Genomic DNA, 26,037 nt, shown 5'->3' on the forward strand with positions numbered 1-26,037 from the left:
TTGGTCACCACGTGGGAGCGGTCCCAACCAGTTCCAGTCGGTCCAGTACCAACCGGTTCGTTCAGTAGTTGTCAGCGAGTGGCAGGGAAAGCGGCCTGCAGTTGTGGGATCTCACAGCGCCTCGAACTCGATGACGGTCTTGATACGGTCGTCACCACCAGCGAACGCCTCTTCTGCGCGCTCAGGAGGGAAGACATCGGTCATGATGCGGTCGAGGAACCACTCGGGAAGTGTTGTGATCGATTCCCGTGCTGATTCGAAGTGACGGAGATTGGAGTTGACGCTGCCGAGCAGCGCCTTGTTCTTGAGAACCAACTCGCGGTGGAGAGCACCGCCGTCGATCTCGAACGTCCAGTCGTTCGGGAGTCCGAGCAAGACGCCGACACCGCCAGGTCCGAGCGCATCGATCGTGTCGTAGGCGTGGCGTGCATACCCGGTTGCCTCATAGACGAGATCAACAGGTTCGTACACGTCTGGAATCTCCGACACCGACGTCTCTCGTGAGTCGACATACGTCGCACCCAACTCCTCGATAATATCGATCGTCGGATCCGGCCGATCCCGCCGACCCAGACAGTAGGCGTGCTCGACGGTCGGCTGTACCATTGCCAACGTAAGCAGTCCGAGTGGCCCGTTCCCGAGTACGAGCACTCGCTCTGGTTCCCACTCGAGTACTCCTCGTGAGGAGAACGCGAGTTCGAGGGCCTTGGCCGTGTTGCTCATCGGTTCGATCAGGACGCCAACATCAGCAAGCTCGTTGGGAATTGGGATCAGATACTCAGCGGGGCTGGTGACGTATTCAGCCATGAAGCCGTGGGCACCATCGATGCCACGCTCCAGACAGTCTTCCGGGGGAGCCATGTCTGGTTCGCCGCGATCGAAGTATTCGTTCGACTCTGCTGGCGGTCGTCGTACAGTTGGGACGACGAACTGACCTCGATCCAGTTGGGTTCCGTTCGGATCTTCGACCATGCAGACGGCTTCGTGACCGAGGATCTGGTAGTCGTCGCCGGCTGGAAAGCCACCGTGAGTGCCCTCAAGCACCTCGAAATCGGTGCCGTCGATACCGACACGGTGTGTTCGGAGCAACGCTTCGCCGTCATCGGGGGTCGGTGCCGGAACGTCGAGCAACGTCGGTTCAGCACTCCCTTGTTCAACGCCGATCGCTTTCATTGATTCACCCGTGCAATCACTTCGATTTCCACGCCGATATCGACCGGTAGGTCGTCGATTTCGACAGCACTGCGTGCGGGATAGGGGTCGCTCAGGTAGGTCTCGTAAACCTCGTTTATCGCGTTGTAGTCGTCCATATTGCGGACGAAGACAGTCGCTTTCACGATATCGTCGAGTGAACTGTCAGCTGCTTCGAGGACGGCACCGATGTTCTTCATTGTTCTGTGTGTCTCCGCTTTGATATCGTCGCCGACGATCTCGCCCGTCTCAGGATCGATCGGTCCCTGTCCGGAGACGTATACCCTTCCATCGTCGATCAAACCTTGCGAAAACGGGCCAATACTCGCCGGTGCGTCGGCTGTTGACACTTCTTCCATACCTACACCTACAATTTTCTCCACCAGTAATGTACATTTCGATTGTCAGAACCATCGACGACCGTCACTGGTTACACGTGCTCACCCGATTGCTGATACGTGCCACGACGTGTGCGGCTTCGTCTTCCGTGAGACACATCGGATTGATCGTGAACACGTCCTCGTCGAGACGATCCGCACCAACGAATATTCGTGGTGTTTCCCGTCGAAGGTCGCCAACGAGCGTCGTAGCGGACAGCGATGCCTCGCCTGGATCGACGTGAACGACGATCTCCGGTGCAACAGACACGTCACTCTCGGCGGTAATCCTCGTCTCAAATCCCGCAACCTCAGAAAGCTCCGCCGCAATCTGCGCGGCAGTTTGTTGCCAGGACGTGGCCAGAGCCGCCTGGTCTTCCTCGCGGAACGACTCGAGTGCGACGAGCAGTCCAACGAGTTCTTCTTTGCCGACTTTGAGCGGACGGCCGATCCCCTGCCGCGGGACTCCCTCGAGTGAGTCGCCGTCGATGAGGGAGGCCGGCGGATTCCAGACTGAGTCGGCCGCGTGCATATCGAGGTGTTGTAGCGCAACCGATTCGATGAGGTCCCCACGGCCGGCTACAATGCCAGTCGTTTGTGGGCCGCGGATTGCCTTTCCGCCGCTGAAGACGACGAGGTCTGCCCCCTCTTCGATGAAGCGCGAGAGGTTCTCAGTTGGCGGTAGTTCTGCTGCCGCATCGACAATAACTGGGATGTCGTGTTCGTGTGCAATTGCCGCCACGGTTTCAAGCGGTGGTTCGGTGTACGGTTTCTGGACGTACCCGATTGCGGCTGTCTGCTCGGTGATCGCGGCCTCGATTTCCCAGGGCTCAACGCCTGTCGATCCGGTTCCGAGCTCTCTGTCGTTGGTTCCCGCATCGACAATAGTTGCACCGGCAGCACGAAATGCGTGGTCATAGCCGGTCCGGTGTGTTCGTGGCATGATGATCTCGTCAGGTACATCGTCTGTCTCGGGAAGACGATCCATTTGCTGGATATCCGTCCCCGCAATGGCGGCTGCAGCACCGAGGAGGAGACCTGCCGCAGCACCGCTCGTTACGTATCCTGCCTCTGCGCCGGTAACGGCTGCAATACGTCTGCTTGCTTCAGCTTGCAGATCAGAGAGCCTAACGAATGACTCACCGGCTCTGGCCATCGCCTCAAGGGCCTCGGGTCGAATTCGGCTTCCACCGATACGCGTCTTTGTCCCGGTTGCGTTGATGACAGCTGGAACGCCCAACTCATCGTAGATAGATTCGTCTTCCGCAGTTCGATCCATGAGAGTACCACGTGAATAGTAAATAAAAACGTTCGGTTTCGGCGTGTTTCGGTGCGGGAAACACTCATAATGGCGTACCCACATGGGCGACGTATGGGTTCAAAGCGACACACAGAGACGATCGACGCGACGGCTCGGTCAATGGCCATCATCGACATACTCGTTGATGCACCCCAGCCGATGGGTGTCACAGCAATCGCATCGCAAACAGCGATGACAAAAAGTACAGTGTACAAACACGTGACCACGCTTGCAACCCTCGGATACGTCGACAAAGTTGGAAACCAGTACGAACCGTCAGTGCGGTTTCTTGACTGCGCACGACGTGTCCAGTGGGACAATGACCTCATTGATGCTGCTCGCGAGCAGATCGACGACCTCGCAGAAATGGCAAACGAAGTCGCTGGACTCGTTGTCGAACGAGACGGCATCGCAGTCGACGTGTACTGTGCAGATCACCACCACAGTGGAGCGTTCCCCGCCTACAATACGCGCTACCTTCACTGCAGTGCCGCTGGAAAAGCGATCCTCGCGTCGCTCCCGGTTGACCGAGTCCAATCGATCGTTTCATCGCCTCCAGCGCTGACCGAGCAGACAATCACTGACGAGGCCGAACTCCAGTCTGAACTCGACCGAATACGCGAACGCGGCTTCTCGCTCGAGCGCCAAGAACAATTTTCGTCAGTCAACAGCGTTGCCGTTAGCATTGAGACCGCGTCGACGACCGGTGCCGTTTACGTCTCTGGCCAGGCCGACGAACTCTCGGGCAAACGGTTCGAGGAGAACATTCCTGGACTGCTCCTTAGTGCGAGTCGAACGCTCACGTCAGCACTCGAGTAACAGACGGCCAGACAGTTCGTGCTTGTTTTTCCAGAGAGGTAACAATTAAATCAGATCGCCCGCAACATCGCTGTTGCAATGGAGTTGTTAGCAATCGTTGCGCATCCAGATGACGCAGACATCTTCTGTGGCGGAACGCTCGCCAAGCACGCCGACCGTGGCGATACAGTCACGATCGCACACATGACCAAGGGAGAATATGGTGGGTTCGAGACGACGGAAGAGTCGGTTGCGGCGACGAGGGCAGGAGAGGCGCGCCGATCGGGCGAGTACCTCGGCGCAACCGACGTAACGTTTCTTGGCTTTCCGGACGGCCGTATCGAGTACTCACTCGAGAACCGGCTCGAACTCGTCGACACGATCCGCGAGCATACGCCGGATCTGATTCTCACTCACTATCGAGACGACCTCCATCCGGACCATCGCGTCACTGCACGTCTCGTCACGGATGCCTACTACATGGCCTCGTTGCCGCTTGTCGAAACCGATCACGACCCGTGCGATCCGGACAATGTGTATTTCTTCGGCAAACCGACATCGTCGTTCGACCCGTCGGTCGCGATCGATATCACAGGGTACGAGGACCAAAAAGCGGCGGCAATCGCTGCACACGAATCTCAGGTTTCGTTCCTCGAAGAACACGGCGGGATCGATGGTGAATTCGATAATCTCGTCGACGGTGTTGCTGCTGAAGATACGACACTCGGCAAACAAACAGGTGTTGCAAGCGCCGAAGGGTACGTCCCGCTTCACGAACAGGCCGAAGAGTACCTCGGTTGACCGTCGGATAATGCTGGTGCTGGTAATCAACGATATCGTTGCCAGTGTCCACACCCGTGTTCCGCCATCCGTGTTTCGGCCATCGAAACGAATTCCCTTCTGTCCTGACGGATTACACTCATACGCGTGTAAAATAGTGGCGTCTGTTGGAGAGATTTGTTATCTGATGACTATTTTTGTTTCGTCTGACGAAACAGGGACGAATTGTGGTAGTGGAGAGCAAGATGTCAGTGGTTCCTGATGGCTTGGCGGTTACTGCTCGCCGGTCACTGGACAGTCGCCACTCGGTGCGGTTGTGTTTCGTGTGCCGAAACAGTTCTGTCGCTAGTACTGTAGGATGGTCGTCTCCGTTACCACTCAGCGATGCTGCCGTCCTCGTGTCGCCAGATCGGATTCGACCAGTCGAGGCCCTGTCGGGAACGCTCACGGACAGCTGATTCGTTGATTTCCACGCCGAGTCCGGCTTTCGAAAGCGGTGCGAGATAGCCATCGTCGAACTCGAAGACCGATGCATCGTGGAGATAGTGATCGGCCGCGCTCTTTGGTGCTGGGTAGATGTCGAAGCCGTGGTCTTGCATCAACAGGTTTGGGATTGCAGTGCTTACCTGTAGCGACGCAGCGAGTGCGATCGGTCCAAGTGGGCAGTTCGGTGCGACGGCAACGTCGTGGGCTTCTGCCATCGCGGCGATTCGAACAAGTTCGGAAATTCCACCTGCATGTGAGACTGCTGGCTGGATCACATCGATTCCGCCCCGTTTGAATAGCGGTTTGAAGTCCCACCGAGAATAGAGCCGCTCACCGGTTGCCATCGGAACAGTCGTTGCTTGTGCGAGTTCCGGAACGTACTCGAGATTCTCTGGGAGGACCGGCTCCTCGACGAATAGCAAGTCGTACGGCTCGAGGGCGGTAATGACTCGCTTTGCGAGTGATTTCGAGATACGGCCACGAAAGTCGACGACGATATCCATTTTCTCGCCAACGACATCGCGGACATGTCGAACACGGTCGACGATGTCGTCGACTACTTTCGGCGGTTCGAGGTGACGCATCTGATTCGAAGCATCCATCTTCAGAGCCGTATAGCCGGCTTCTGAGAGCTGTTTTGCCTCGGATCCGATGTCGCTGACTCGATCACCACCGATCCATTGGTAAACGCGGATTTTGTCTCGCGTTCGCCCGCCCAGTAGTTCGAAGACCGGCACGTCGAAGTGTTTTCCCTTGATGTCCCAGAGTGCTTGATCGATGCCGGCGATCGCACTCATCAGGACGGGGCCACCGCGATAGAAACAGCCACGGTACATCGCCTGCCAGTGATCTTCGATCGCGTGCGGGTCCTGTCCGAGGAGGTAGCTCTCCATCACTTCTTTAACCGCAGTTCGGACCGTCTGTGCACGCCCTTCAACGATCGGCTCTCCCCACCCGACGATGCCGGCATCAGTTTCGACCTTGAGAAAGAGCCAGCGCGGGGGTACTTCAAACAGTTCGTAACCGGTGATTTCCATACCAAACATATTATCTCAACAGGGTATATATCCATGTGGTACCAACTGGTTTCGCTGCTTTCTCACGTTCTGTACCCGTTTCCCTCCCGTTTCTCCGATATTAGCCACAAACCAAACCAATTCGTTATCAAGGAAAATAGTTATATATCTTGTATCATAACACCGAATCGAGGTCTAGCCATGAGAAGACATACCCGACGGAAGGTACTCGCAACAACCGGTGCAGCGACTGCTTTTAGCATTTCAGGCTGTCTCGGTGGGGATAACGGGTCGGATGGAACAACAATTGAAACGCGGTATATGGATGCACCAGGTCTCGATGAATTCTTCGATGAACACACCCAACGCTTCGAGGAAGAGACCGGCATTCACGTCGAATACGAGTTCGTCGGCTGGGGTGAAGCACAGGACACACTCATCAGTGATATTATGAGTCGAAGCGGCCCTGATGTTCACGAAATCGCATCCACGTGGATTCCCGAACAGTACAACGCCGACGGCTGGATGGATCTAGAATCGGACGCAGTTGCGGAGCATTTGCCATCGACAGACACGTTCGAACAGGGTGCGATCGATGTCGCAACCTTCCAGGATACGCTTGTCGGTATCCCATGGTTCTGGGGTCCACGTGCCTATCAACAGGTTGATGAGCGGATCGAGGCAGGTGGCGTCAGTGGGACGCCAAGCGATTGGGACGAGTTGGTTGATCAGGCTGACGCCTACGACGGCGATGACCAGTACTTCGCCATTATGGGTTCAGATTACGAACCGATTCGAAACTTCGCGATGTTCCTCTGGCAAAATGGCGGCCAGTTGCTCACCGACGATTACTCCGAACCAGCGTTTCACGGTCAAGAAGGCGTCGAGGCGCTTGAGTTCTATGCAGACCTGTACGCCGAATACGGTGTCCTCTCGTCGGAAACACTTGAATGGGGAGCAGCGGACATTCAGGGAGCGTTCACCGGCGGACAGATGGCCAGTACGTGGGGTGCACTCGGAACGGTTTCCGCCTACGAGGAAGACGGGAACTCGATCGATGACCTCTCGGTATCGGCCCCACCCGCTGGACCGGGCGGCGACCGAGGAACGTTCTTCGGCATGGAACTCCTCGGTATTCATCCCTGGACCGACGAACCGGCTGCGGCCGCACAGTGGATCGAGTATCTCCTCCGGGCCGAACCGAACGCCGCCGTCTCGAGTACGGTTGGATTCCTCCCGACGAATCCGGAAGGGCTCGAGACGGAGTACTTTGACAACGACCTCTATCGAACCTTCGATGAGGACGTGTTCCCACACGCCCGAACGTATCCACAAGTTATCGGGTGGGGAGAGATCGAAAGTGAGCTCAACAGTATGGTCTTCGAGGTGCTCCAGAGTGCAGTAACTGATGATCTCGAAGCGGGCGATGTTGAGGATGCACTCCACCAGGCAGCAAGCGTTGCAGAACAAACGCTCGAATGAGAGTGACCAACAGTGTATCGCACTGAGATTTCGCTCCAAATAGTCCGTGACGACAGCACATGACCACACCAGTTACTCAGGTTCGAAACAAACTCGCCGATATCGAGATTGGACGATACCTCCCGCTGTATAATCAGTTAACGGAGGAACAGCGGTACGCGTACAAGCTACTGCTACCGGGCCTTGTGATGATGTTCATCATCCACTTTATCCCGATTATGTGGGGGGCCCTCATTAGTGTCATGGGCGTCGACTCCGCATACACGTCCAACTGGTATGAGGCACCGTTCGTCTGGTTCGAGAACTATCAGTACGTTCTCGATCCTCGGACAGTCATCGGAAGCCGGTTCTGGTATTCGATTCGCCAGACAATCATCTTTGCCGTCGGCACGTTGGTGCTGACGTACGTTCTGGGGCTCACCGCAGCGCTCGTCTTGAACCAGCGGTTCAAAGGCCGGTTTGCTGCCCGAACGCTCCTGTTGCTTCCGTGGGTCGCACCCGCCGTCGTCACACTGCTCGTCTGGCGGATGATGCTCCAGCAGCAGAGCGGGATCATCAACTCGATACTACTGTCGACGGGGATTATCAACGAGCCAATCTACTGGCTCATCGGTGATAACGCGATCTGGTCGCTCATCCTCGTCCACTCCTGGACGCAGTTCCCACTGGTCATGATCATGTTGTACGCCGGACTCCAGTCGATTCCAGAACAATTGTACGAGGCGGCATCGATCGACGGTGCCGGTCGCTGGCAACGGTTCCGATACATCACGTTCCCACAGCTAAAGCCAGTGTCCGCAGTGGTCATCTTGTTGATGATGCTGTGGACGATGATTAACTTCACGTCGGCGTTCGTTCTCCTTGGCTCCCAACCACCGCAGGCTGGACAGGTATCGATCCTGTACATCTACGAGTTCGCGTTCTCGAACTTCCAGTTCGGACGCGGAGCGGCGATGAGTGTCGTCCTCTTTGCGATCGCAATGACGATGGCGATGCTCTACTACAAGTATCTCTTCGATGAAGACTTCACGGAGGAGAGCCGATGATACCCGACGAGCTCCGACTGACGGAAGCAGGAAAAGAGGTGTTATTTGGCCTCCTCACAAAGGCAGCACTCGGCTGTCTGCTGCTCTACGCGCTGTTTCCGATCTACTGGATGATCCTCTCGAGTTTCCGAACTCGGGCTGAGATTACTGCGGCCGAGCCGTCGTTGCTTCCGTTCGACCGCGCCGAGTTCACGGACATACTCAGTGATCCGACGCTCATCCTGGCGCTACTCGAGTACGAGAACTACGTCACAATGTGGGGACGATTCCCGGTGTTCGATTATTTCGTCAACAGCCTCATCATCGCGACCGTGACGACCGTGCTCGCACTTGCTGTTGGCTGTCTCGGTGGATACGCGTTCTCACGCTACCGGTTCCCTGGAAAGAGTGCGGTGGGTGGGGCGTTGCTCGGGACGCAAATGATCCCTGGTATCTTGATTTTACTGCCAATGTTCCTGTTATTCATCTGGGTGCAGGAAACGCTCTCGTTCCCGCTCATCGATACCTACCACGGGATCATCTTCGTCTACACGACGTTTACTGTCCCGGTTGCAGTCTGGATGTTGCGCGGGTTCTTCGATTCGATCCCGACAGCGGTCGAGGAAGCTGCTCGCGTCGACGGCTGTTCACGGTTCCAGGCACTCGTCCGTGTCGTTCTGCCGATGGCTGCGCCCGGGATTGCCGCAACGGGAATGTTCGTCTTCCTCGTTGCGTTCAACGAAGTCCTGTTCGCATCGGTGCTTGCAGGAGGTGACGTGACGCCGTTTGCAATTGGTATCCAGAGCTTCGAAACCCAGACGACGGCGTACTGGGGCGAGATGATGGCGGCGTCTACGGTTGCGACGGCCCCCATTCTCATCTTGTTCGTCCTCTTCCAGAAGCCGATCGTCGAGGGGCTCACGGAGGGAAGCGTGAAGCAATAACGGGCAGTGGTATGCGACCACAACTCTCATTACCTTACTGCGCAAATGATCACGAAGAAGCGACAGACGACCACGACGCACACGCGCCCATCCTATCGAGACGGCACCATCACGGACCGCTTTGACGGACTCGTTATGGGATGGACGCTACGCGATTCCCACACTACCACGAACACGACAATCAGAACCACAATACAATGAGCCGCGTTACTATCGACGATCTCACGAAAGTGTACGATTCCGCCAATGGGTCGATCGTTGCCGTTGACGAACTGAACCTCACCATCGACGACGGCGAATTCGTCGTCTTCGTCGGTCCATCTGGGTGTGGCAAGTCGACGACGCTACGATGTATTGCCGGACTCGAGACGGTGACCGATGGGACGATTACGTTTGGTACCAAAGATGTCACCGAACAGAAGCCAAAGGAACGAGACATCGCCATGGTGTTTCAAAATTACGCGTTGTACCCACATATGACTGCCCGCGAGAACATGGCGTTCGGCCTGAAAATGTCGACGGACCTCGATGAGAGCGAAATCGACGACCGGGTCAAAGACGCGGCACACACGATGGGTATTGAGTCCCTCTTACATGACAAACCGAAAGCGCTCTCGGGCGGGCAACAACAGCGTGTCGCCCTCGGCCGGGCCATCGTCCGCGATCCAGAGGTTTTCCTGATGGACGAACCCCTCTCGAACCTCGATGCGAAACTCCGTGCACAGATGCGTACCGAACTCCAGCAACTCCAGCACGACCTCGACGTGACGACGGTGTATGTCACTCACGACCAGACCGAAGCGATGACGATGGGTGACCGAATCGTCGTTCTCGACGGCGGTGAACTCCAACAGGTTGGGACACCACTCGAGTGCTATCATCGACCGGCGAATCAGTTTGTTGCTGGCTTCCTCGGTTCGCCACCGATGAACTTCCTTGACGTCAAGGCTGATCTTGAGGATGGAGTTCTCTCGCATCCTGGGTTCGCACTATCGCTGTCTGAGTCGGTTACCGGTCAGATCGAGCGTACCGAGTTAGTTCTAGGGATCAGACCGGAGCACGCGTCACTTGTGAGTACACCAGATGCCCATCCGCAGTCGGACCGATTGATTGAGGCGACGGTAACAGTGACTGAGCCGATGGGTGATGTGACGAACGTGTATCTCGATATCGGTGGCGAGTCGATTACTGTTACGACTGATGGGTACCCAGGAGTGCAGGCAGATGATACTGTTTCGCTTCTCGTTCCGGAGGCGAAAATACATCTGTTTGACGCGGAGACGGGTACTGCGATTAAGCACAGTGATGAACCGATCGACTCGACAGCAACCGAAGAGACGACGCAGTTTGCTGAGACAGCAGGCAGATCCTGATCGCCGCAGTAGGTGGTTGTTCGTATCGTATGGGCTTTTTTCGCATGGGCTATTCTCGACAGAGACGTACCGCTAGTGTGAAACACAGCTCAACTGGACGGTCAATATCGTCATGCCGTGCCGCTATAGATGGGAAAGACAGTCACTGGGAGAGTCGGTTGTCCCACCAGTTGCATATCGTACACATAGTCCTGAAATAACACTATCTATATAACAAATATTACAATATTATTTTATCCTAGAAGGTTGAGTGTCTGATTGGCTACGGTAACCGTAGCTAATGTGGAGTGGATACTCCAGGCAGACAGTCTATGAAACGAACACGCAGACGCGTATTACGAAACGCAACGACGCTTTCGGCACTCCTCGCCGGACTTGGTGGAAGTGCCACGGCAGCATCGCAATCGCAAGAGTACCCTGAGTGGGATCCTGATACCGTCTACACCGATGGCGACCGGGTTATCTACGATGGGTTTGTCTGGGAAGCCCAGTGGTGGACCCAGGGTGACGAACCCGGCGAGAGTGAGTTCGGTCCCTGGGAGGAAATCGAAGAGCACGACGATGATGACGATGACGACGAAGACGGCATAACCGCCCAGCTGTCGGTCAGTACGCAGTTCCCCGACCCTGGTGAAGTAGTCGAATTCGATGCCAGCGAGTCAACGGGCGAGATAGACCACTACGAGTGGGATTTCGGTGACGGGACAAGCGCAACGGGTGAAACGGTTTCACACGAGTTTGAGGAGGGACAGTTCGATGTCACGCTGACCGTCGAGAACGCTGCTGGCGAAACCGACACTGATTCGATCCGGATCACCGCTGGTCATCCGTCGTCAGACGAGAAACGTGTCGTCGCCTACTACCGCCAGTGGGCACAATACGATCGTGACTTCCTCCCCGTCGACATCCCGTTTGACCAGGTTACACACGTCCAGTATGCCTTCGCACGACCCGAGGAGGACGGTTCCGTCGAACTCGTCGGCGACAGCCACGGACAGCAGGTGTTCGCTGCTGAGGAAGACTGGCAAGGGCCGGATCGTGGCAAGACGTTCGCCGAGTACGCCGCCGAACGTGACGACACGAAGTTCGTTCTCTCGATCGGTGGGTGGGGTGACTCGGAGTACTTCTCGGACACAGCGTTGACGCAGGAAAACCGTGAGCGGTTCGCAAGCGACTGCGTCGACTTCGTCGAACGTGCCAACCTTGATGGCATTGACATCGATTGGGAGTTCCCCGGTGGTGGCGGCTGTACAGCGGACGATCCAGTCTGTGACGTCGACAACACCGTCCGTGAGGGTGATCAGGAACGGTTTACGCTCCTCTGTCAGGAGGTCCGCGACCAGCTTGATGCGGCCGCGACAGCTGATCCCGATCGGGACGAGCCCTACGAACTCACCGCTGCTGTCAGCGCGAATCCCGAAGTTGTCGAAGGTATTGCAGACGGCAACGACGGCCTCGAGCACGACAAGCTCTCGGACCTGCTTGATTTCCTGCTCGTAATGACCTTCGACTACCGAGGCATCTGGAGCGAGACGACGGGTCATCACGCCCCGCTATCCGAGAACGCAGACGACCCGTTCGAGGACTCTCACGTCTGGAACGCTGAGTACGCGTTGCAGTACTGGGAGGATCAGGGTTGGGACCCCGATCAGCTCAACATGGCCGTTCCGTTCTACGGCCGTAGCTGGACTGATGTCCAGCCACCTGCGGATGGCTTCGGGACCGGCGAGGACGACGGACTGTTCCAAGAGTACGAGGGAGAAGGCGCAGACGCAAGCGGTGACGGTTCGTACCCGAGTTGGGACCCCGCACAGGGAACCAGCTACGCTGGCGTCTGGGAGTGGTTCGACCTTGGTAGCGACGGCCGAGAGGGAAGCAATCCGGTCGACCTCACTGGCGACGGCTGGGAGACGTACTACGACGAAGACGCCGTCACCGCCTGGAGTTTCAACGCCGACGAACGACTGATGATCTCCCACGAAACGGAACAGTCGATGGCTGCCAAAATGGACTGGCTCCGTGACTCACCCTACGGCGGAACGATGCTGTGGGCGATTGGTGGTGACACGTACGAGGGAGATCTCATTGGCACACTCTGGGAGACACTCAACGAGTAGCGGTGGAGAACAACACGACGACAGCTACTCGCAGGACGCACGAACGAGAACAACTGCGACACCACGATCACGAACACACGAGCTATGAAACGATCACGACGAGACCTGTTACGAAACGCATCGACTGCATCACTCCTGTTCACTGGAATCGGCGCGAGTTCGGTTGCCGCCACACAGGACGAGACGTATCCCGAGTGGGACCCTGATACCGTCTACACTGACGGTGACCGCGTTACCTACGAGGGTGCGGTCTGGGAAGCGCAGTGGTGGACCCAGGGTGACGAACCCGGCGAGAGTGAGTTCGGTCCCTGGGAAGAAGTCGACGAGGAGGACGCGCCGCCCTCGGTAGACGCGACAATCACAGCGAGCGCAACGTTCGTCGAAGTCGGAGACGATGTCGAATTCGACGGGACTGAGTCGGACGGGGAGATACAGACCTACGAGTGGGCGTTCGGTGACGGAACCGAAGCAAGCGGTGAACACGTCACGCATGCGTACGAGGAGACCGGTGAGTTTACTGTCGAACTGACGGTCACTGGTGAGGATGGCGACACCGACACCACGTCGGTCGATCTCACTGTCGCGGACGAAATTGACGGTCCCGGCGACGACTTCAAGGTCGTCGGATACTATCCAGGCTGGAAAGCAAACGAGGAACAGGACTACTATCCAAGCGATATTCCGTTCGACAAAGTGACCGATGTCCTGTACGCGTTCATCGCACTCGACGAGGAGGGGAACGTCTTCCCACCCGAAGACGACGAAACCGAATTCGACGTTCCACGCCAGACGCACGAGGAGAATTTAGCGGAGTTCGCCTCGTTGGCAGACGATGTCGACTGTCGATTCCACCTCTCGGTCGGCGGCTGGACGCTGTCTGACAACTTCCACACCATCGCTGCCGACCAGGAACTGCGTGAAACATTCGCAGACAATTGCGTCGAGTTGATGCGCGAGTACAACTTCGATGGCGTCGACATCGACTGGGAACACCCCGGACCGGAACAAGGTCAGTGCCAGTGTGGCAACGACGACGACTACGAGAACCACGTCCTGCTACTCGAAGCGCTCCGCGAGGCGCTCGACGACGCAGCTGTCGAAGACGGCCAGTACTACTACCTGTCGGTCGCAAACGGTGGGTCCGACTGGAACGCTGGCGGCCTCCGACACGACCAGATCGGCGAAATCTGTGACTCGGTGTACGTCATGGCCTACGACTTCACCGGCGAGTGGATGGACACGATCGGCCTGAACGCACCGCTGTACGGGCCCGACACGCATCCGACAAACGATCGTGACGTCTACCCAGACGGTGAACAGTACTGGGCGGAATACTCCGTCGACGAGCTGTGGGGTGGCGATCACGGTGAAGAAGGCTACTGGCCCGGCCAGTGGGAGTACCCGCCCGCCGATCCCGCCGAGTACGACGAACTCGTGCTCGGAATGCCGTTCTACGGCCGCGGCTTCTCCGTCGGCGAGTGGCAGAGTCCGCCCCAGCTCGGCGGGAACTACAGCGGTCTCCCGGAAGGAACCTGGCACCACCTTCTCGAGGATGGCGAGGACGCGACCGGCGCGTTCGACTTCGGTGACATCGAAGAAAACATGCGCGACGACGACGCCTGGGAAGTCAACCGCCACGATATGGGAGAGGTCCCCTATCTCGTCAACGAAGACGAGGGGATTTTCATCAGCTACGACGACGAGGCTGCAATTGAGGCGAAAGTTGAGTTCGCCAAAGAACGCGGTATGCAGGGTGTGATGTTCTGGGAACTCGCTCAGGACTGGAACGAAACGCTCCTCGATACGATTCTCCAGAATATCTGAACACCCTCCCAACCGGCTCGCCACAGAACCACGACCGGTTCGCTGTGGCCGCCGTTACCGGCAACCGATCGAACACTGCTCGACCACCCACCGAAGACGACACGGACTGTACGACTTCCAACCGCCAACCATACATCAAGATACATATGAAACGAACCCGACGCAACGTACTAAGGGGAGCATCGTCAATGACAGCACTCCTGTTCGCTACGAGCACCACTCTTGGCCAGGAGTTTCCCGAATGGGAGCCGGACGCTGTCTACACTGAAGGCGACCGAGTCGCTTACGACAGCCACATCTGGGAAGCACAGTGGTGGACCCAGGGTGACGAACCCGGCGAGAGTGAGTGGGGTCCCTGGGAACAGGTCGACTCGTCCGACCCTGATCCTGAACCGCCCAACGGACCCGTTGCGACGTTCACGACAAGCCNGACGAACCCGGCGAGAGTGAGTGGGGTCCCTGGGAACAGGTCGACTCGTCCGACCCTGATCCTGAACCGCCCAACGGACCCGTTGCGACGTTCACGACAAGCCCGACGAACCCCAACCCTGGGACAACCATCACGTTCGATGCCAGCGACTCCACCGGCGACATCGAGACCTATGCGTGGACGTTCGGCGATGGCACCGACGCCACAGGCGAACAGGTCACTCACGTGTACGATGACGAAGGTGAGTACACCGTCGAACTCACGCTCACCGATACCGACGGCGAAAGTGACACCACGAGCGATCAACTCACCGTCGAAGAACAGGACAACGATCCCGGTGACATCACGGCAGAGACGACAGTCGCTGAGTTCTACTCGGGGTACGACGAGCGTTACCTGCCCGAACTGTTCGATCTCTGGCTGCCAGATGACGCGAGTGACTACGACGCCGACACCGACGCGATTCAGAACAACGCCGGCGACGGATCACTCGAGTTCGATTCGCTCGGCACGCAGGCGTTACCATGGGCACAGCAGTTCGATGCGGCGGGACTCCCACGACACGCTGGGACGCAGTTGCTGCCCCAGCTGGTGGTTCTCCCCGACGAGACAGAGACACCGACGTTCCAGGGGACTGGACGTGACCAGGCTTGGGAGCAGACGGCTGGCCCGACGGCGGCGAGCAATGATCCATCGCAGTTCATACAGTCACAGTGGCCCACGGACGCTATCGGCGAACAAGATGACGAGGTCGCCGAACGTGATGCCGTCCATGACCAGCCAGAGGACCGTGACGACTGGGAATCGCACTTCGACCTCCCGGACGAGATACTGTACAATCACGACAACCAGCTACTCGAGTCGATCGCAACTGACACCCATCCGTTGACGGGTGAGTCACTCGGCGGCGACAGTTTCACCGCGAACGCACCGATGGAGGTTACAGCCGAGATTCATGGTGACGGCTGGAGCGGTCATCAGGCGCTCATCTTCGAAAATACCAGTCAGGTACCGTATCATCTTGATGGGGCAATCATCTGGTGGGTCGGACCGTCGAAATATGGGAACACGATGTCCGCGGGCCACTACAATAACGAGCAGCGGCCAGGACCGGGTGTCGGTCATCCCCAGCGTGACATCATCGAAGTCATGCTAGATGACGAACACATGCCCGACCGCTACGAGGGGTCGGATGTTGACCTCTCTGCGTTCGCCATTCGGCTTGCGTTCCACGATTCGCCGTACATGTTCCGAACTGCGTATCCCGACCAATACTGGTCACTTGAGATCCGGACTGGTGACAATTTGGGCGGCCGTCATCAGGGCGAAGCGGAACGACAGCGACTCGTAGAGACGATGGTTGAGACGTGTCACGTCGAGCTTCGACACGATCTGGATATCGAGCGCAACACCGACCTCGTTGAGGCGATTGAACTGACGAACCGAGTGGCGAACTGAGGGACCGCTCCCCCATTTTTGTGCTGGCTGTGAGTGATTTTTGAGTCGGCTAGTGGTGCCATGATCACTGATGAGAACGAAAGGTTGTGTTGAGAGACGACAATTATGTATTTAATAGACAGTATCCCAAACTATTATGTTTGTGTAGGTATAACGTATCTCTGTCCTCGGTAGTCGATAGAAAATGGACTCCGAAGTCTATCGAATCTGAGGATCACTTGCAATCGTGGAGTCCGCACAACAGTTCCGACAATCTATGAAACGAACACGACGAGATGTCCTTCGAAATGCATCGGCACTATCAGCGATTGTCGCCGGCGTCAGCGTCGGCGCTGCCACAAGTACGACGGCCAACGAGTATCCCGAATGGGACCCAGATACGGTGTATACGTCGGGTGACCGAGCCGTTTATGATGGGTTTGTCTGGGAAGCCCAGTGGTGGACCCAGGGTGACGAACCCGGCGAGAGTGAGTGGGGTCCCTGGGAACGCATCGGCGAATACGATCCCGGACCGCAGGCGTCGATTATCCCCAGTACCACGACTCCCGACCCTGGTGAGGAAGTCACGTTCGATGCCACCGAGTCGACGGGGGCACTCGAGAGCTACGACTGGGAGTTTGGTGACGGCACTACGGCAAACGGTGAGGTCGTCACAACCACCTACGATGCCGATGGAGAGTATACCGTCTCCCTAACGGTGACCGATACCGACGGCAATACTGGTAGCGCACAGACGGCGATCTACGTTGGAGACGCAGAGCCACCGACACCAGCAGGCGTGTACACCCCGTACCAGGGCACCTGGTACGACATCGTTGACGGCACGCTCGGTCGAAGCACGGACCGCGTCATCATGTCGTTCATCGGCGATCCCTCCCGAGACGGGGAAGTCTCCCCCGCGTGGCTCGCAAACTGTACCAACCGCGAGTGTGAGGGCGAATCGCTCGAGACGTACGCTGACGAGATAGCAACGCTCCAGGACAATGGTATCGAGGTTGGGCTCTCGATTGGCGGTTGGCAGAGTCCCATGGTCGCACGCGACGCTGATGACCCTGACGAACTGGCGGACACGTACGCCACACTCCTCGACACCTTTGATGCGACACACCTCGACATCGACGACGAAAACGCACAGGACCCAGATCGACCGGACGATCTGCACGAAATCCGGAACGAGGCGTTGGCGATACTCACTGACGAGCGACCCGAAGTCACAGTCGGGTTCACCGTCTCTGCAACCCCTGACGGTATCGTTTCCACGGGGGAATCACCCGGGAAGGTCTTCATCGAAGACGCCGTTGAGAAGGGGCTCGAGCTCGATTACGTCCAACCCATGACGATGCACTTCGACGGCCAACCGGAGAACTTCGAGACGATCACGTCCGCACTCGAGGGGACTGTCGAGTTCCTCGGTGATGTATACCCCGAGAAGTCCGTAGACGAACGCTGGGCGATGGTTGGTGTAACGCCATATCTCGGCGAGATTACGACCGACGTTGCGAGCGACCTCGTCGACTTTGCAAACGAGAAAGGGATGTACAGCATCGCACCGTGGGTCCTCGGCGACGACGACGACGGAGCGTTTTCGGACATCTTCTACGCGTTCGAAGACGGAGGGGATGCGTGAAGACAGCAAAAGCGAACGTCCCGGCGTGGAAATTGGCTCGTGCAGTTCGAGTCAGGAGAGAGTCGGCTCATTCGGCGGCCGTGTAGGGTTCTGTACTCGGACGTGATGACGAGCACCGCTACGGTGCTGAGGACGGTAACTCGTCGAGATACGCGTTCCACACGGCGTCGGGATCCTCACAGGCGATACTGGAAATCGTCCGACAGGCGTCATAGCCCCACATGAAGACGCTGTCGACCCCGCCGTCGACTGCAGCACGGGTTGCCGTTCGGACGTCGTCGGTCGTCTTCGATCCGCTGTCGAGTCGAAAGCCTTGAATCCAGATTTGACTCTCGAGGTCGTACTCCTCGGCCAACGAGACGACAGTATCAGTGGCGGTTGTAACGAACGCATCGCTCTCTCGATCGAAGACGGTCCAGTACGGGTCAGTCACCAGGATGTCGAGGAAGTCATTTGCGGCGAGTTGCTCCCAGTCGCTGAGGCCGTGGTCGGCGTCCTCGCTCGGTAGCAGACACACAGCGTTTTCACAACCGACGTTGGCTGCCAGTTCCATCATTTCGTCGAGAAAGGACAGGAGTGACTGTTCGCGGAATTCATCGACCTGTTCGGTTTGTGTTGCCGGCATCTCCTCGTCGTACTGCTCCTCATATCGCTGCTGACAGGACGTGCACCGACAGGTCCATGATCCATCCGGTATTTCGTCATCGAACCATTCGGGGATGTACCAATGCGGTTCGTCCCAGAAGAGGACATCAGCACCAATCTCGGCCGCGTCAGCCGTCCACTCGCGCATGTACTCGCGGAACGTCGGATCGTTGAAACACGCCGCTGGAATCCGCTCTCCAGTTGAGAGTTCCTGACAACTGTCCGGATGACGGCCGACGAATTCCGAAAGTGCCTCGCCACCAAAGACGCGACCGACCGCCCAAGGGTTTACGTACACGCGCATATCACGGTCGTGACTCGCCGCGACAATATCCGCCATCGTCTCTGTGTAGTATTCCCGGTCGCACTCGCTGAACGTATGTAACACGGCGTTTAGCCCCTGTTCACAAAATCTGTCGAGATCAGCTTCAACGTGTTCGATATCACGGACACCGAAGTAGCTCGTCCCTTTCTCTAGCATCAGGTCTACGATTCGATGCAATCTATTTGATTCTTTGGGTCGTCGGACCGACTTTCCCAGTTCTGCCGACCGTTTCGCGGACCGAAACACCAATCGGTCATTGTGATCGCCTTGAATCAAGGACGCGCCGTTTCGTTTACTCCTCTTCTCCGACACGACGAAACATAGAACCGGTTGAATCGCGGCCGACACCAAGTTATCACGATGACTTGTCCTATGTAGTTACCTGACCTTCGGTTGCAGTTTGATTCGAGGTGTTTCGAAGAGAGAAAGTTGTGCCGCCAGTGTTTACAATCGTATGGTTGTATAACCATGAGTTGGCACACTTCCCGTACTTGTGAAAGTCGGAGTTGCCATGGGCCATGTCTCTTGGACACCCGGCGAACCGTCTCGGTATATTTTTATTGTAGAGAACACCGATGTAAACGTCGAACCGCCGCCACTTCGAACCTCAGAACCTTAGAACCGCTTGTCCTCGGTGTCGTAGAACCACTCGTCCGAATAGGGATACCACCAGTCGTGGATCTGCGGATTCCAGTCGATGACACCCATCTTCGTCTGGCGGAACGCGTCCAGTCCCTGGCGGCCGAGTTCACGGCCAATGCCGGAGTGTTTCCAGCCGCCGAACGGAATCGCGTCGTTGTCGATCATCGGATTGTTGATCCAGACCATGCCCGCCTCCAGAATCTCGTACGCTCGCATCGCCTCCTCGAGATCCGTCGTGAAGACCGACGCACCCAGTCCGAACTCGGAGTCGTTCGCCTCCGTGAGTGCGTCGTCGAAGCTCTCGACGCGACAGATCGGTGCAACCGGGCCGAACACCTCCTCGCGGACGACAGCCATCTCCGGAGTTACGTCCGTCAACACTGTTGGCTCGTAGAACAAGCCTGTTTCCTGATCCGGCGGCACGCGCCCACCGCACTCGAGTGTCGCGCCCTTCTCGAGTGCATCTTCCACCAGTCGCTCGACGTTGTCACGGGCGGCCTCGCTCACGAGCGGGCCGATCTCGCTGGATTCAAAGCCGTTGCCGACGCGCAATGCCTCGGTCATTTCGACGAGGCCGTCGACGAACTCGTCGTGGACGGCGTCGTGGACGTAGAACCGCTCGGCGGCGGTACAGACCTGTCCGGAGAGGTGGAACGCTGCGGTAGTCGAGCCGGCGATCGCAACCGCCATCGGCGCGTGTTCGGTGACGATGAGCGGGTCGTTGCCGCTGGCTTCGATGACGGCGGGCATCAGCTGTTCGCCGGCCGCTGTGCTCACTTTCTGTCCGGTTTCAACGCCGCCGGTGAACGCGACGGCGTCCGTTCCATCTGACTGTATCATCACCTGTGCGGTTTCGCCGCGACCGGTGAGACACGAGACGAGGCCGTCGGGAAGCGATCGGAGGTGCTCCATGAACTGGAGCGTCGAAAGCGGCGTCTGCTCGGACGGCTTGACGATCACAGCGTTGCCGGCCGCGAGCGAGGCAGCGACTGTCCAGGCCGTTAGCAGGACGGGGAAGTTCGAGGGGACGATGTGGACGGTGACGCCGTAGGGAAACGCCCGATCGAACTGGAACGACTCTGCCTGCGTCGAGCCGGGGACGTTCCCCTGGTCGTCGCGCGCCAGTTCGGCGTAATAGCGGAAGATGCCCGCGACGTTCGCGAGTTCGCCCTCCGATTCGGGGAAGGGCTTGCCGTGCTCTCTCGTCATCAGCGTCGCGATGCGTTCGAAATCGTCCGCCTCGATCGAATCCGCGACCTCGTGGAGCGCTGCCGCGCGCGTCCCCGCGGGTTCGTCACCCCACGCTGACTGTGCCTCCACGGCTCCCTCAATGACATCCTCGACTTCGTCGGGATCACAGACCGCGACGGAGCCGACAGATTCCTCGGTCGCAGGGTCAATTACATCCATGGACTCGAGTGACTCGCTCTCGCGAAACGCGCCGTCGGCGAAGATGTGGCGACCGAACGGATCGAACTCGGTCACTGCGACCCACCCCGATTCATCTGTGTTCCGTCCCGAGTTGGGGTGTTGCCCGGTGGTTGTGTGGGCTGTGGTTGTATGCGCCTGTCCTGTGGTTGCGTGAGCGATTTCATAGCTGACACTCGGTCATCGGCACATGTACACTTTGCGCACGGTTTTGTGGACACGGCAGGTGCCGGTCCAGCCAGCAGGGAACGTCGCGATCGTCCCCGGCTCGATTTCGGTTACGGTGCCGTCCTCGTGCGTATACGTCGCACTGCCTTCGAGGAAGTGGCAGAACTCGTCGCGTTCGACCGTACACTCCCAGTAACCGGGCGTACAGGTCCAGATGCCGCTTTCGGACTCGCCGTCAGGGCCCTTGTAGATGACCGTCCCTGCCGTGTGAGACTCGCCCTCGATCATATCCGGGACGGGACCCCAGTCGTCGAGATCATCACTATCGATCTCCGTCGGATTCGAAAGCATGCTCACGGCCGGTGCTTTGTCGCGGTCGGATGTGTCCTCAGAGTGGTCCTCGAGAAGGTCATCGAGCAGTGTCGCTGCCTTTTTCGAGCCGCTTTGTTTCTGCATGTCAGCTGACGTCTCTGCGACGTTCGCCTGAATCTCCTCGTCAGTCAGGCAGGACTCGAGTGCGTCTGCAAATTCCTCGGGCGTCCAGTCAGAGCGGTGGAGTTTGATGCCGTGATTCGTTTCGTCGAGACGCGTGGCGTTGTCCTGTCCGTCCCAGACGTAGGGCATGACGATTGCCGGTTTCCCGTAGTAGAGACACTCGTTGAACGTGTTGTTGCCGCCGTGGTGGATGACGACATCAGCCTGGGAAATGACCGACTGCTGGGGGAACCAGCTGTCGATTTCGACGTTGGCCGGAATCTGGGACTCGTCGTACTCGTCGCTGTACTCGCCGACGTTCACAAGGAACCGGTAGGGTTGACTGCCGAAGAACTCGAGGAGGCGCTTCATCAGCTCCGTATCGCCCGCGCCGAGACTGCCGTAGCTCAGGTAGACGAGCGGATTGTCCTCGTTGCCGATTGGTGGGACCTCGTAGGTCTCGTTCTCGTCTCGAATACAGCCGTTCAAGTACTGGAACCGGTCTGGGTCGAGTTCGTTCCAGCGGTCCCAGCGTAGCCGTTCGGGGTACTTGATGAGGTTGAGATAGGGCGAGGTCTCGAAGAACAGTCCGTGTGGATACGGCTCTTCGCCGTGTTCTCTGAGGAAGTCGTTGAAGTCGTCATGAACTGGCGCGATCAGTTCGTCGTACCGGCGCTTAAACTCGTGGTGGCTCGCCACGTCGTCCGCGCGACAGCCCGACAGGTACGGCGGAATGTTGGGATCGGGAATCTCGTTTTCCGAACAGGAAACGATTCGGACCCAGGGAACGCCGTACTGTTTGATAGCCGGAAACAGGATGACGTTGTCGACACAGATCAGATCCGGGTCAACTTCGTCGAGTACGTCCGGTAGGTCCTGTTGGGCCCACTTCGCGGTTTCGACGATGGCGTCCCAGCATTCGGTAATGTAGTTGTCGAGTTGGTCGGACGGTTCCTTATCGAAGTTCGGAATGTGTTTGTTGATGAAGTCGTCCCAGTACTTCGATTTCTCCTCGGGCGTCAGTGACGGGTCCGCCATATTGACCTCGTAGGTCTCGAAGCCGTGGTCTTCGAACACTTCTGCCATGGGAGGATCGGTGAGGAAGACGGGTTCGTGGCCGAGTTCGCGGCACTTCTGTGCGATGCCGACCGAATTCAGTGCTGGCCCGTACGCCGCCTCGGGGAAAAATGCGATCGTCTTGCCGTCGCTCATGGGTGAGCCACCCCACCGGGGTCGCGGGTCGTCGCTCGACGAGTGGTGTGCCGGCGTTGTATGGTATTTTTACCCATGATTGTGTATCTCTGATCCAGAGACCATAAATCATGCGCTGCGGGGGATCTTACCCGGTGACTGGCGATGACACGCAGCAGCGACTCCGTGCAACTGTTTCACCTATGGTGAAACATTTTATAGCTGCACTGTGATTGCACACCATGGGCGACACCAGCACGCCACGGCCGGTCCAAACGACCAAAACCTCGTTCCGGATCGTCGAGTTCGTTCAGGAGCACGAACGGGCGACATTATCAGAGGTTGCAGAGGGTGTCGATATTGCTTGCAGTACGGCACACAACCACCTCGCGACCCTCTGTGATGAGGAATGGCTCGTCGAGCGCGACGGCACGTACGAGATCGGACTCAAATTCCTCCACTTCGGACGCTCGGCATACTACCGAACGCCGCTTTTCAACACCGCTAGACAGCGCGTCAACGACCTCGCTGAACGGACGAACCTGGAAGTGGAGTTCCTCGTCGAAGAGTATGGACGAATTATCTCCATCGCCGACGTCATCCACGAGCCACGCGGGTATGGTGACCCCGACAAGAGCACCTGGAGCGGCGTCGGCCAATACTACCACATGCACAACACCGCCTCGGGGAAGGTACTCCTGGCAGAACTCCCAGACGAGCGCGTCGATGAGATTCTCGAACAGTGGGGAATGCCTGCACAGACCCCCTATTCGGTTACCGATCGGGAGACCCTCGAGGACCAACTGGAGACGATTCGTGAACAGGGGTACGCCGAAATCCATCAGGAGGTACTCGAGGGCTTCTCAAACATCAGCGCCGCAGTCATACTCCCCGACGGGACACCCTTCGGTGCACTCAGTATCGGTTGGCCGACCTACTTCTACGAAAACGGCGTCGAAGCCGACATGGTCGATAACCTGCTGGAGACCGTCGACACCATCGAGACCGATCTGGCAACCCAACTCGAGTCGGTCGACTATCGAGCAAAGTCATAACGAGCAAGGGTGGAGGGGGACAACCGTGATGTGGTGATCGTGTCCGTCGTCCTGGTCTACAGGGAAGCCACTGCCGGTCTAATTATCCGCTCCCTACTGCGAATAACGCTCTGGTAGCGCTGGCGGCTACGAGCTGTTGCTCCACGTATCGTTGAGCAACCCAGACGATACCCCATCACCATTTCACGCAGTGTGAAAACCGAACTATCGATAAAGTTGAATACAAGACTACCCGTTCACAGCCCCTCTCGAGTCGGTTCCTCAGCATCTTTAGTTAATATTTAACATCCTAGTCCACTCCCAGACACAAACTTGTCGCTAGATTCGCTCGCAGATTCTGTGATTTTAGTGTAGGATTACATTCGTACCTCTGTAATTCATCAGCAATTCATCTGGTGATCATACCCGACGTTACCACTTATTTCACATTGTGCGAAAACGGGCTGCAGTAGTGCTGAACTCGATCCAACATTGAGTCCGTTAGATGGTATTGTAGCTAACTCTCGTGCAGCCCCGCAATCGTCTCACAGTAACGACCTCCCACCGTGACTACACCACCATTTTACCATGTGTGAAGTTGACGGGCACGACAAGTAGTACGGAATCTCACGAGGTGACCGCAGGCAAAAGTCAACCGATCGGAGTCGGCTTGCTGTGAAGGAGTCAACAGATATTGCGTGCAGTTCAATCGCCTGCGCTGATGCTGATGAACTCGAAGTCGTCGCTGCGCGTATCGAACCGGTCGATGGCGAAAGTGTCCAGCGAGAACGGTGCATCCTCGCCGGTGAGCAAGGAGTGCACGGCGGTCGCGGCGACCGGCGCGGTCATCACGCCGCGACCGTTGAAGCCTGTGGCGACGACGAGCCCGTCAGGTGCGTCCGCCGGTGTGTCAAGAATCGGCCGTGTGTCGGGCGTTGCACCGTCGACACCCGCCCACCCGTCGACGTAACCTGCTTCCTCGAAGCCCTCGAGGAAGGTCGGGACGAGTTCGGCGACGTGAGTACGGAACTCCGCGTCCGCCTGGCTGCTCGCTCTCTCCGGATTCTCCTCGGCAAACGACCAGCCGCCGATGAGGAAGTCACCGTTGTGCTCCGGCCGGAAGTAGACATGCTTGCCGGGGTACCAGCCCATTGGGAAGCCGTCGGGAAGCGGCGTTTCTGGCTCAAGGACGATACACTGTGTGCGGTAGGGACGAACCGGAATCGGGGTGTACTCGAGGAGGAACTCTCGTGTGCGCCAGCCGGCAGCACAGACGACGTGGTCGGCCTCGACGCGACCGTCTTCGGTTTCGAGGCCGGCGATTTCTCCGTCCTCGACGAGCAGGTCGTGAACGGCCGTGTCGGTGTGGAAGGTCGCGCCATCGTCACGCGCGTCGTGGTGCAACGTAATCGCGAATGTATAGGGGTCGACAAAGCCCGAGACCTCGTGTTCGATGACGCCGGCGTGTTCCGAAAAGTCGAACGTGGGGTATTGCTCGCTTGCCTCCTCGCGTTCGAGGTAGCGCACGGGAAGGCCATCAGCCGCGACTCGTGAGGCGTACCGTCGCTTTTCGTCCTCGCGATCCGGCGTGACGAGCCCAATGCTCGGCAGTTCCGTGTAGGAGAACTCGCCGGTGCCGTCGTACTCACGGAAGAAGTCGACGGCGTGCCAGCCGATCGCTGGCTCGTCCTCGTAACTCGAGAGCATCGTGATCTCGCCGGCCGCGAGTGCAGAGGCTTCGCTCGCGAGTTGTCCTTTCTCGAAGACCTCAACGTCGTAGTCGGGAGCGAGTTCGCGTGCGATGGCACAGCCGATGACGCCGCCGCCGACGATAGCAACGCGCTCGGTCATCGTGGGACCTCAGAGCTGTGTTGAGCCGATTCGGTGTTCGTTTCGGTCACA

At 57.7% G+C, this 26,037-nt stretch carries 19 protein-coding genes and 1 pseudogene; 12 read left to right on the plus strand and 8 right to left on the minus strand.

From position 1 onward, the window contains the following. Window positions 1–111: 111 nt before the first annotated feature. The 3 genes from C482_RS02940 to C482_RS02950 form a co-directional block, all read right to left on the minus strand. The gene (locus C482_RS02940; RefSeq protein WP_006165962.1) at window positions 112–1,173 is read right to left on the minus strand and encodes a glucose 1-dehydrogenase; all 1,062 of its coding nucleotides are present in this window, start codon (window positions 1,171–1,173) and stop codon (window positions 112–114) included. Then, complete coding sequence (locus C482_RS02945) at window positions 1,170–1,550, minus strand: Rid family detoxifying hydrolase (RefSeq protein WP_006165966.1); 381 nt, start codon at window positions 1,548–1,550, stop codon at window positions 1,170–1,172. Before C482_RS02945 ends, C482_RS02940 begins: the two co-directional genes overlap by 4 nt. A gap of 64 nt (window positions 1,551–1,614) precedes the next feature. Further along, window positions 1,615–2,847 carry an aminotransferase class V-fold PLP-dependent enzyme gene (locus tag C482_RS02950; protein ID WP_006165968.1) on the minus strand — a complete coding sequence of 411 codons (1,233 nt, stop codon included), beginning with the start codon at window positions 2,845–2,847 and terminating at the stop codon, window positions 1,615–1,617. A 93-nt stretch (window positions 2,848–2,940) separates the two neighbouring features. Here C482_RS02950 and C482_RS02955 point away from each other — a divergent pair, with 93 nt between their 5' ends. Both C482_RS02955 and C482_RS02960 read left to right on the plus strand, forming a co-directional pair. Next, window positions 2,941–3,687 carry an IclR family transcriptional regulator gene (locus C482_RS02955; RefSeq protein ID WP_049896427.1) on the plus strand — a complete coding sequence of 249 codons (747 nt, stop codon included), beginning with the start codon at window positions 2,941–2,943 and terminating at the stop codon, window positions 3,685–3,687. Between the two features lie 78 nt (window positions 3,688–3,765). Beyond that, complete coding sequence (locus tag C482_RS02960; RefSeq protein WP_006165971.1) at window positions 3,766–4,467, plus strand: PIG-L deacetylase family protein; 702 nt, start codon at window positions 3,766–3,768, stop codon at window positions 4,465–4,467. Window positions 4,468–4,817: 350 nt separating this feature from the next. Here C482_RS02960 and dgoD read toward each other — a convergent pair whose 3' ends face one another. Further along, window positions 4,818–5,969 (minus strand): galactonate dehydratase, encoded by a 1,152-nt coding sequence (gene dgoD, locus C482_RS02965; protein ID WP_006165975.1) that lies wholly within the window; start codon window positions 5,967–5,969, stop codon window positions 4,818–4,820. A 180-nt stretch (window positions 5,970–6,149) separates the two neighbouring features. Between dgoD and C482_RS02970 the strand changes: the two genes are divergently transcribed. From C482_RS02970 to C482_RS03005, 9 genes and pseudogenes are all read left to right on the plus strand, one after another. Further along, on the plus strand, window positions 6,150–7,430 hold the full coding sequence (locus C482_RS02970; RefSeq protein ID WP_241431871.1) for an extracellular solute-binding protein: 1,281 nt from the start codon (window positions 6,150–6,152) through the stop codon (window positions 7,428–7,430). Between the two features lie 59 nt (window positions 7,431–7,489). After that, window positions 7,490–8,476, plus strand: a complete 987-nt coding sequence (locus tag C482_RS02975) for a carbohydrate ABC transporter permease (RefSeq protein WP_006165984.1) — start codon at window positions 7,490–7,492, stop codon at window positions 8,474–8,476. Next, window positions 8,473–9,399, plus strand: a complete 927-nt coding sequence (locus C482_RS02980; protein ID WP_006165985.1) for a carbohydrate ABC transporter permease — start codon at window positions 8,473–8,475, stop codon at window positions 9,397–9,399. The genes C482_RS02975 and C482_RS02980 overlap by 4 nt, the downstream gene beginning before the upstream one ends. Before the next feature lie 197 nt (window positions 9,400–9,596). After that, window positions 9,597–10,772, plus strand: a complete 1,176-nt coding sequence (locus tag C482_RS02985; RefSeq protein ID WP_049896439.1) for an ABC transporter ATP-binding protein — start codon at window positions 9,597–9,599, stop codon at window positions 10,770–10,772. 311 nt (window positions 10,773–11,083) lie between these two features. Further along, window positions 11,084–12,889: a glycosyl hydrolase family 18 protein gene (locus tag C482_RS02990; RefSeq protein WP_006165987.1), complete on the plus strand. Its 1,806-nt coding sequence runs from the start codon at window positions 11,084–11,086 to the stop codon at window positions 12,887–12,889. Between the two features lie 84 nt (window positions 12,890–12,973). After that, on the plus strand, window positions 12,974–14,713 hold the full coding sequence (locus tag C482_RS02995; RefSeq protein WP_006165988.1) for a glycosyl hydrolase family 18 protein: 1,740 nt from the start codon (window positions 12,974–12,976) through the stop codon (window positions 14,711–14,713). 188 nt (window positions 14,714–14,901) lie between these two features. Then, a pseudogene (locus tag C482_RS22205) lies at window positions 14,902–15,015 on the plus strand (hypothetical protein); the annotation flags it as partial. Between the two features lie 257 nt (window positions 15,016–15,272). Continuing rightward, window positions 15,273–16,601: a PKD domain-containing protein gene (locus tag C482_RS03000; protein WP_241431875.1), complete on the plus strand. Its 1,329-nt coding sequence runs from the start codon at window positions 15,273–15,275 to the stop codon at window positions 16,599–16,601. Window positions 16,602–16,857: 256 nt separating this feature from the next. Then, window positions 16,858–18,228: a PKD domain-containing protein gene (locus C482_RS03005; RefSeq protein WP_006165990.1), complete on the plus strand. Its 1,371-nt coding sequence runs from the start codon at window positions 16,858–16,860 to the stop codon at window positions 18,226–18,228. Between the two features lie 118 nt (window positions 18,229–18,346). Here C482_RS03005 and C482_RS03010 read toward each other — a convergent pair whose 3' ends face one another. The 3 genes from C482_RS03010 to C482_RS03020 form a co-directional block, all read right to left on the minus strand. Next, a complete protein-coding gene (locus tag C482_RS03010) occupies window positions 18,347–19,354 on the minus strand; it encodes a hypothetical protein (RefSeq protein WP_006165991.1) in 1,008 nt (335 codons plus the stop codon). Between the two features lie 459 nt (window positions 19,355–19,813). Continuing rightward, a complete protein-coding gene (locus C482_RS03015; RefSeq protein ID WP_006165992.1) occupies window positions 19,814–21,325 on the minus strand; it encodes an aldehyde dehydrogenase family protein in 1,512 nt (503 codons plus the stop codon). 123 nt (window positions 21,326–21,448) lie between these two features. Further along, a complete protein-coding gene (locus C482_RS03020) occupies window positions 21,449–23,122 on the minus strand; it encodes a cupin domain-containing protein (protein ID WP_006165993.1) in 1,674 nt (557 codons plus the stop codon). Window positions 23,123–23,343: 221 nt separating this feature from the next. Here C482_RS03020 and C482_RS03025 point away from each other — a divergent pair, with 221 nt between their 5' ends. Continuing rightward, window positions 23,344–24,156: an IclR family transcriptional regulator gene (locus C482_RS03025; RefSeq protein ID WP_006165994.1), complete on the plus strand. Its 813-nt coding sequence runs from the start codon at window positions 23,344–23,346 to the stop codon at window positions 24,154–24,156. Window positions 24,157–24,840: 684 nt separating this feature from the next. Here C482_RS03025 and C482_RS03030 read toward each other — a convergent pair. Continuing rightward, a complete protein-coding gene (locus C482_RS03030; RefSeq protein ID WP_006165995.1) occupies window positions 24,841–25,986 on the minus strand; it encodes an NAD(P)/FAD-dependent oxidoreductase in 1,146 nt (381 codons plus the stop codon). Window positions 25,987–26,037: the final 51 nt, after the last annotated feature.

This window comes from Natrialba chahannaoensis JCM 10990 (genome assembly GCF_000337135.1).
GTDB lineage: Archaea > Halobacteriota > Halobacteria > Halobacteriales > Natrialbaceae > Natrialba > Natrialba chahannaoensis.

What these genes read in the sequence shown, in the direction of transcription:
- C482_RS02940 (WP_006165962.1), bottom strand. Translation starts at nt 1,173, where the DNA reads ATGAAAGCGATCGGCGTTGAACAAGGGAGTGCTGAACCGACGTTGCTC.
- C482_RS02945 (WP_006165966.1), bottom strand. Translation starts at nt 1,550, where the DNA reads ATGGAAGAAGTGTCAACAGCCGACGCACCGGCGAGTATTGGCCCGTTT.
- C482_RS02950 (WP_006165968.1), bottom strand. Translation starts at nt 2,847, where the DNA reads ATGGATCGAACTGCGGAAGACGAATCTATCTACGATGAGTTGGGCGTT.
- C482_RS02955 (WP_049896427.1), top strand. Translation starts at nt 2,941, where the DNA reads ATGGGTTCAAAGCGACACACAGAGACGATCGACGCGACGGCTCGGTCA.
- C482_RS02960 (WP_006165971.1), top strand. Translation starts at nt 3,766, where the DNA reads ATGGAGTTGTTAGCAATCGTTGCGCATCCAGATGACGCAGACATCTTC.
- dgoD (WP_006165975.1), bottom strand. Translation starts at nt 5,969, where the DNA reads ATGGAAATCACCGGTTACGAACTGTTTGAAGTACCCCCGCGCTGGCTC.
- C482_RS02970 (WP_241431871.1), top strand. Translation starts at nt 6,150, where the DNA reads ATGAGAAGACATACCCGACGGAAGGTACTCGCAACAACCGGTGCAGCG.
- C482_RS02975 (WP_006165984.1), top strand. Translation starts at nt 7,490, where the DNA reads ATGACCACACCAGTTACTCAGGTTCGAAACAAACTCGCCGATATCGAG.
- C482_RS02980 (WP_006165985.1), top strand. Translation starts at nt 8,473, where the DNA reads ATGATACCCGACGAGCTCCGACTGACGGAAGCAGGAAAAGAGGTGTTA.
- C482_RS02985 (WP_049896439.1), top strand. Translation starts at nt 9,597, where the DNA reads ATGAGCCGCGTTACTATCGACGATCTCACGAAAGTGTACGATTCCGCC.
- C482_RS02990 (WP_006165987.1), top strand. Translation starts at nt 11,084, where the DNA reads ATGAAACGAACACGCAGACGCGTATTACGAAACGCAACGACGCTTTCG.
- C482_RS02995 (WP_006165988.1), top strand. Translation starts at nt 12,974, where the DNA reads ATGAAACGATCACGACGAGACCTGTTACGAAACGCATCGACTGCATCA.
- C482_RS03005 (WP_006165990.1), top strand. Translation starts at nt 16,858, where the DNA reads ATGAAACGAACACGACGAGATGTCCTTCGAAATGCATCGGCACTATCA.
- C482_RS03010 (WP_006165991.1), bottom strand. Translation starts at nt 19,354, where the DNA reads ATGCTAGAGAAAGGGACGAGCTACTTCGGTGTCCGTGATATCGAACAC.
- C482_RS03020 (WP_006165993.1), bottom strand. Translation starts at nt 23,122, where the DNA reads ATGAGCGACGGCAAGACGATCGCATTTTTCCCCGAGGCGGCGTACGGG.
- C482_RS03025 (WP_006165994.1), top strand. Translation starts at nt 23,344, where the DNA reads ATGGGCGACACCAGCACGCCACGGCCGGTCCAAACGACCAAAACCTCG.
- C482_RS03030 (WP_006165995.1), bottom strand. Translation starts at nt 25,986, where the DNA reads ATGACCGAGCGCGTTGCTATCGTCGGCGGCGGCGTCATCGGCTGTGCC.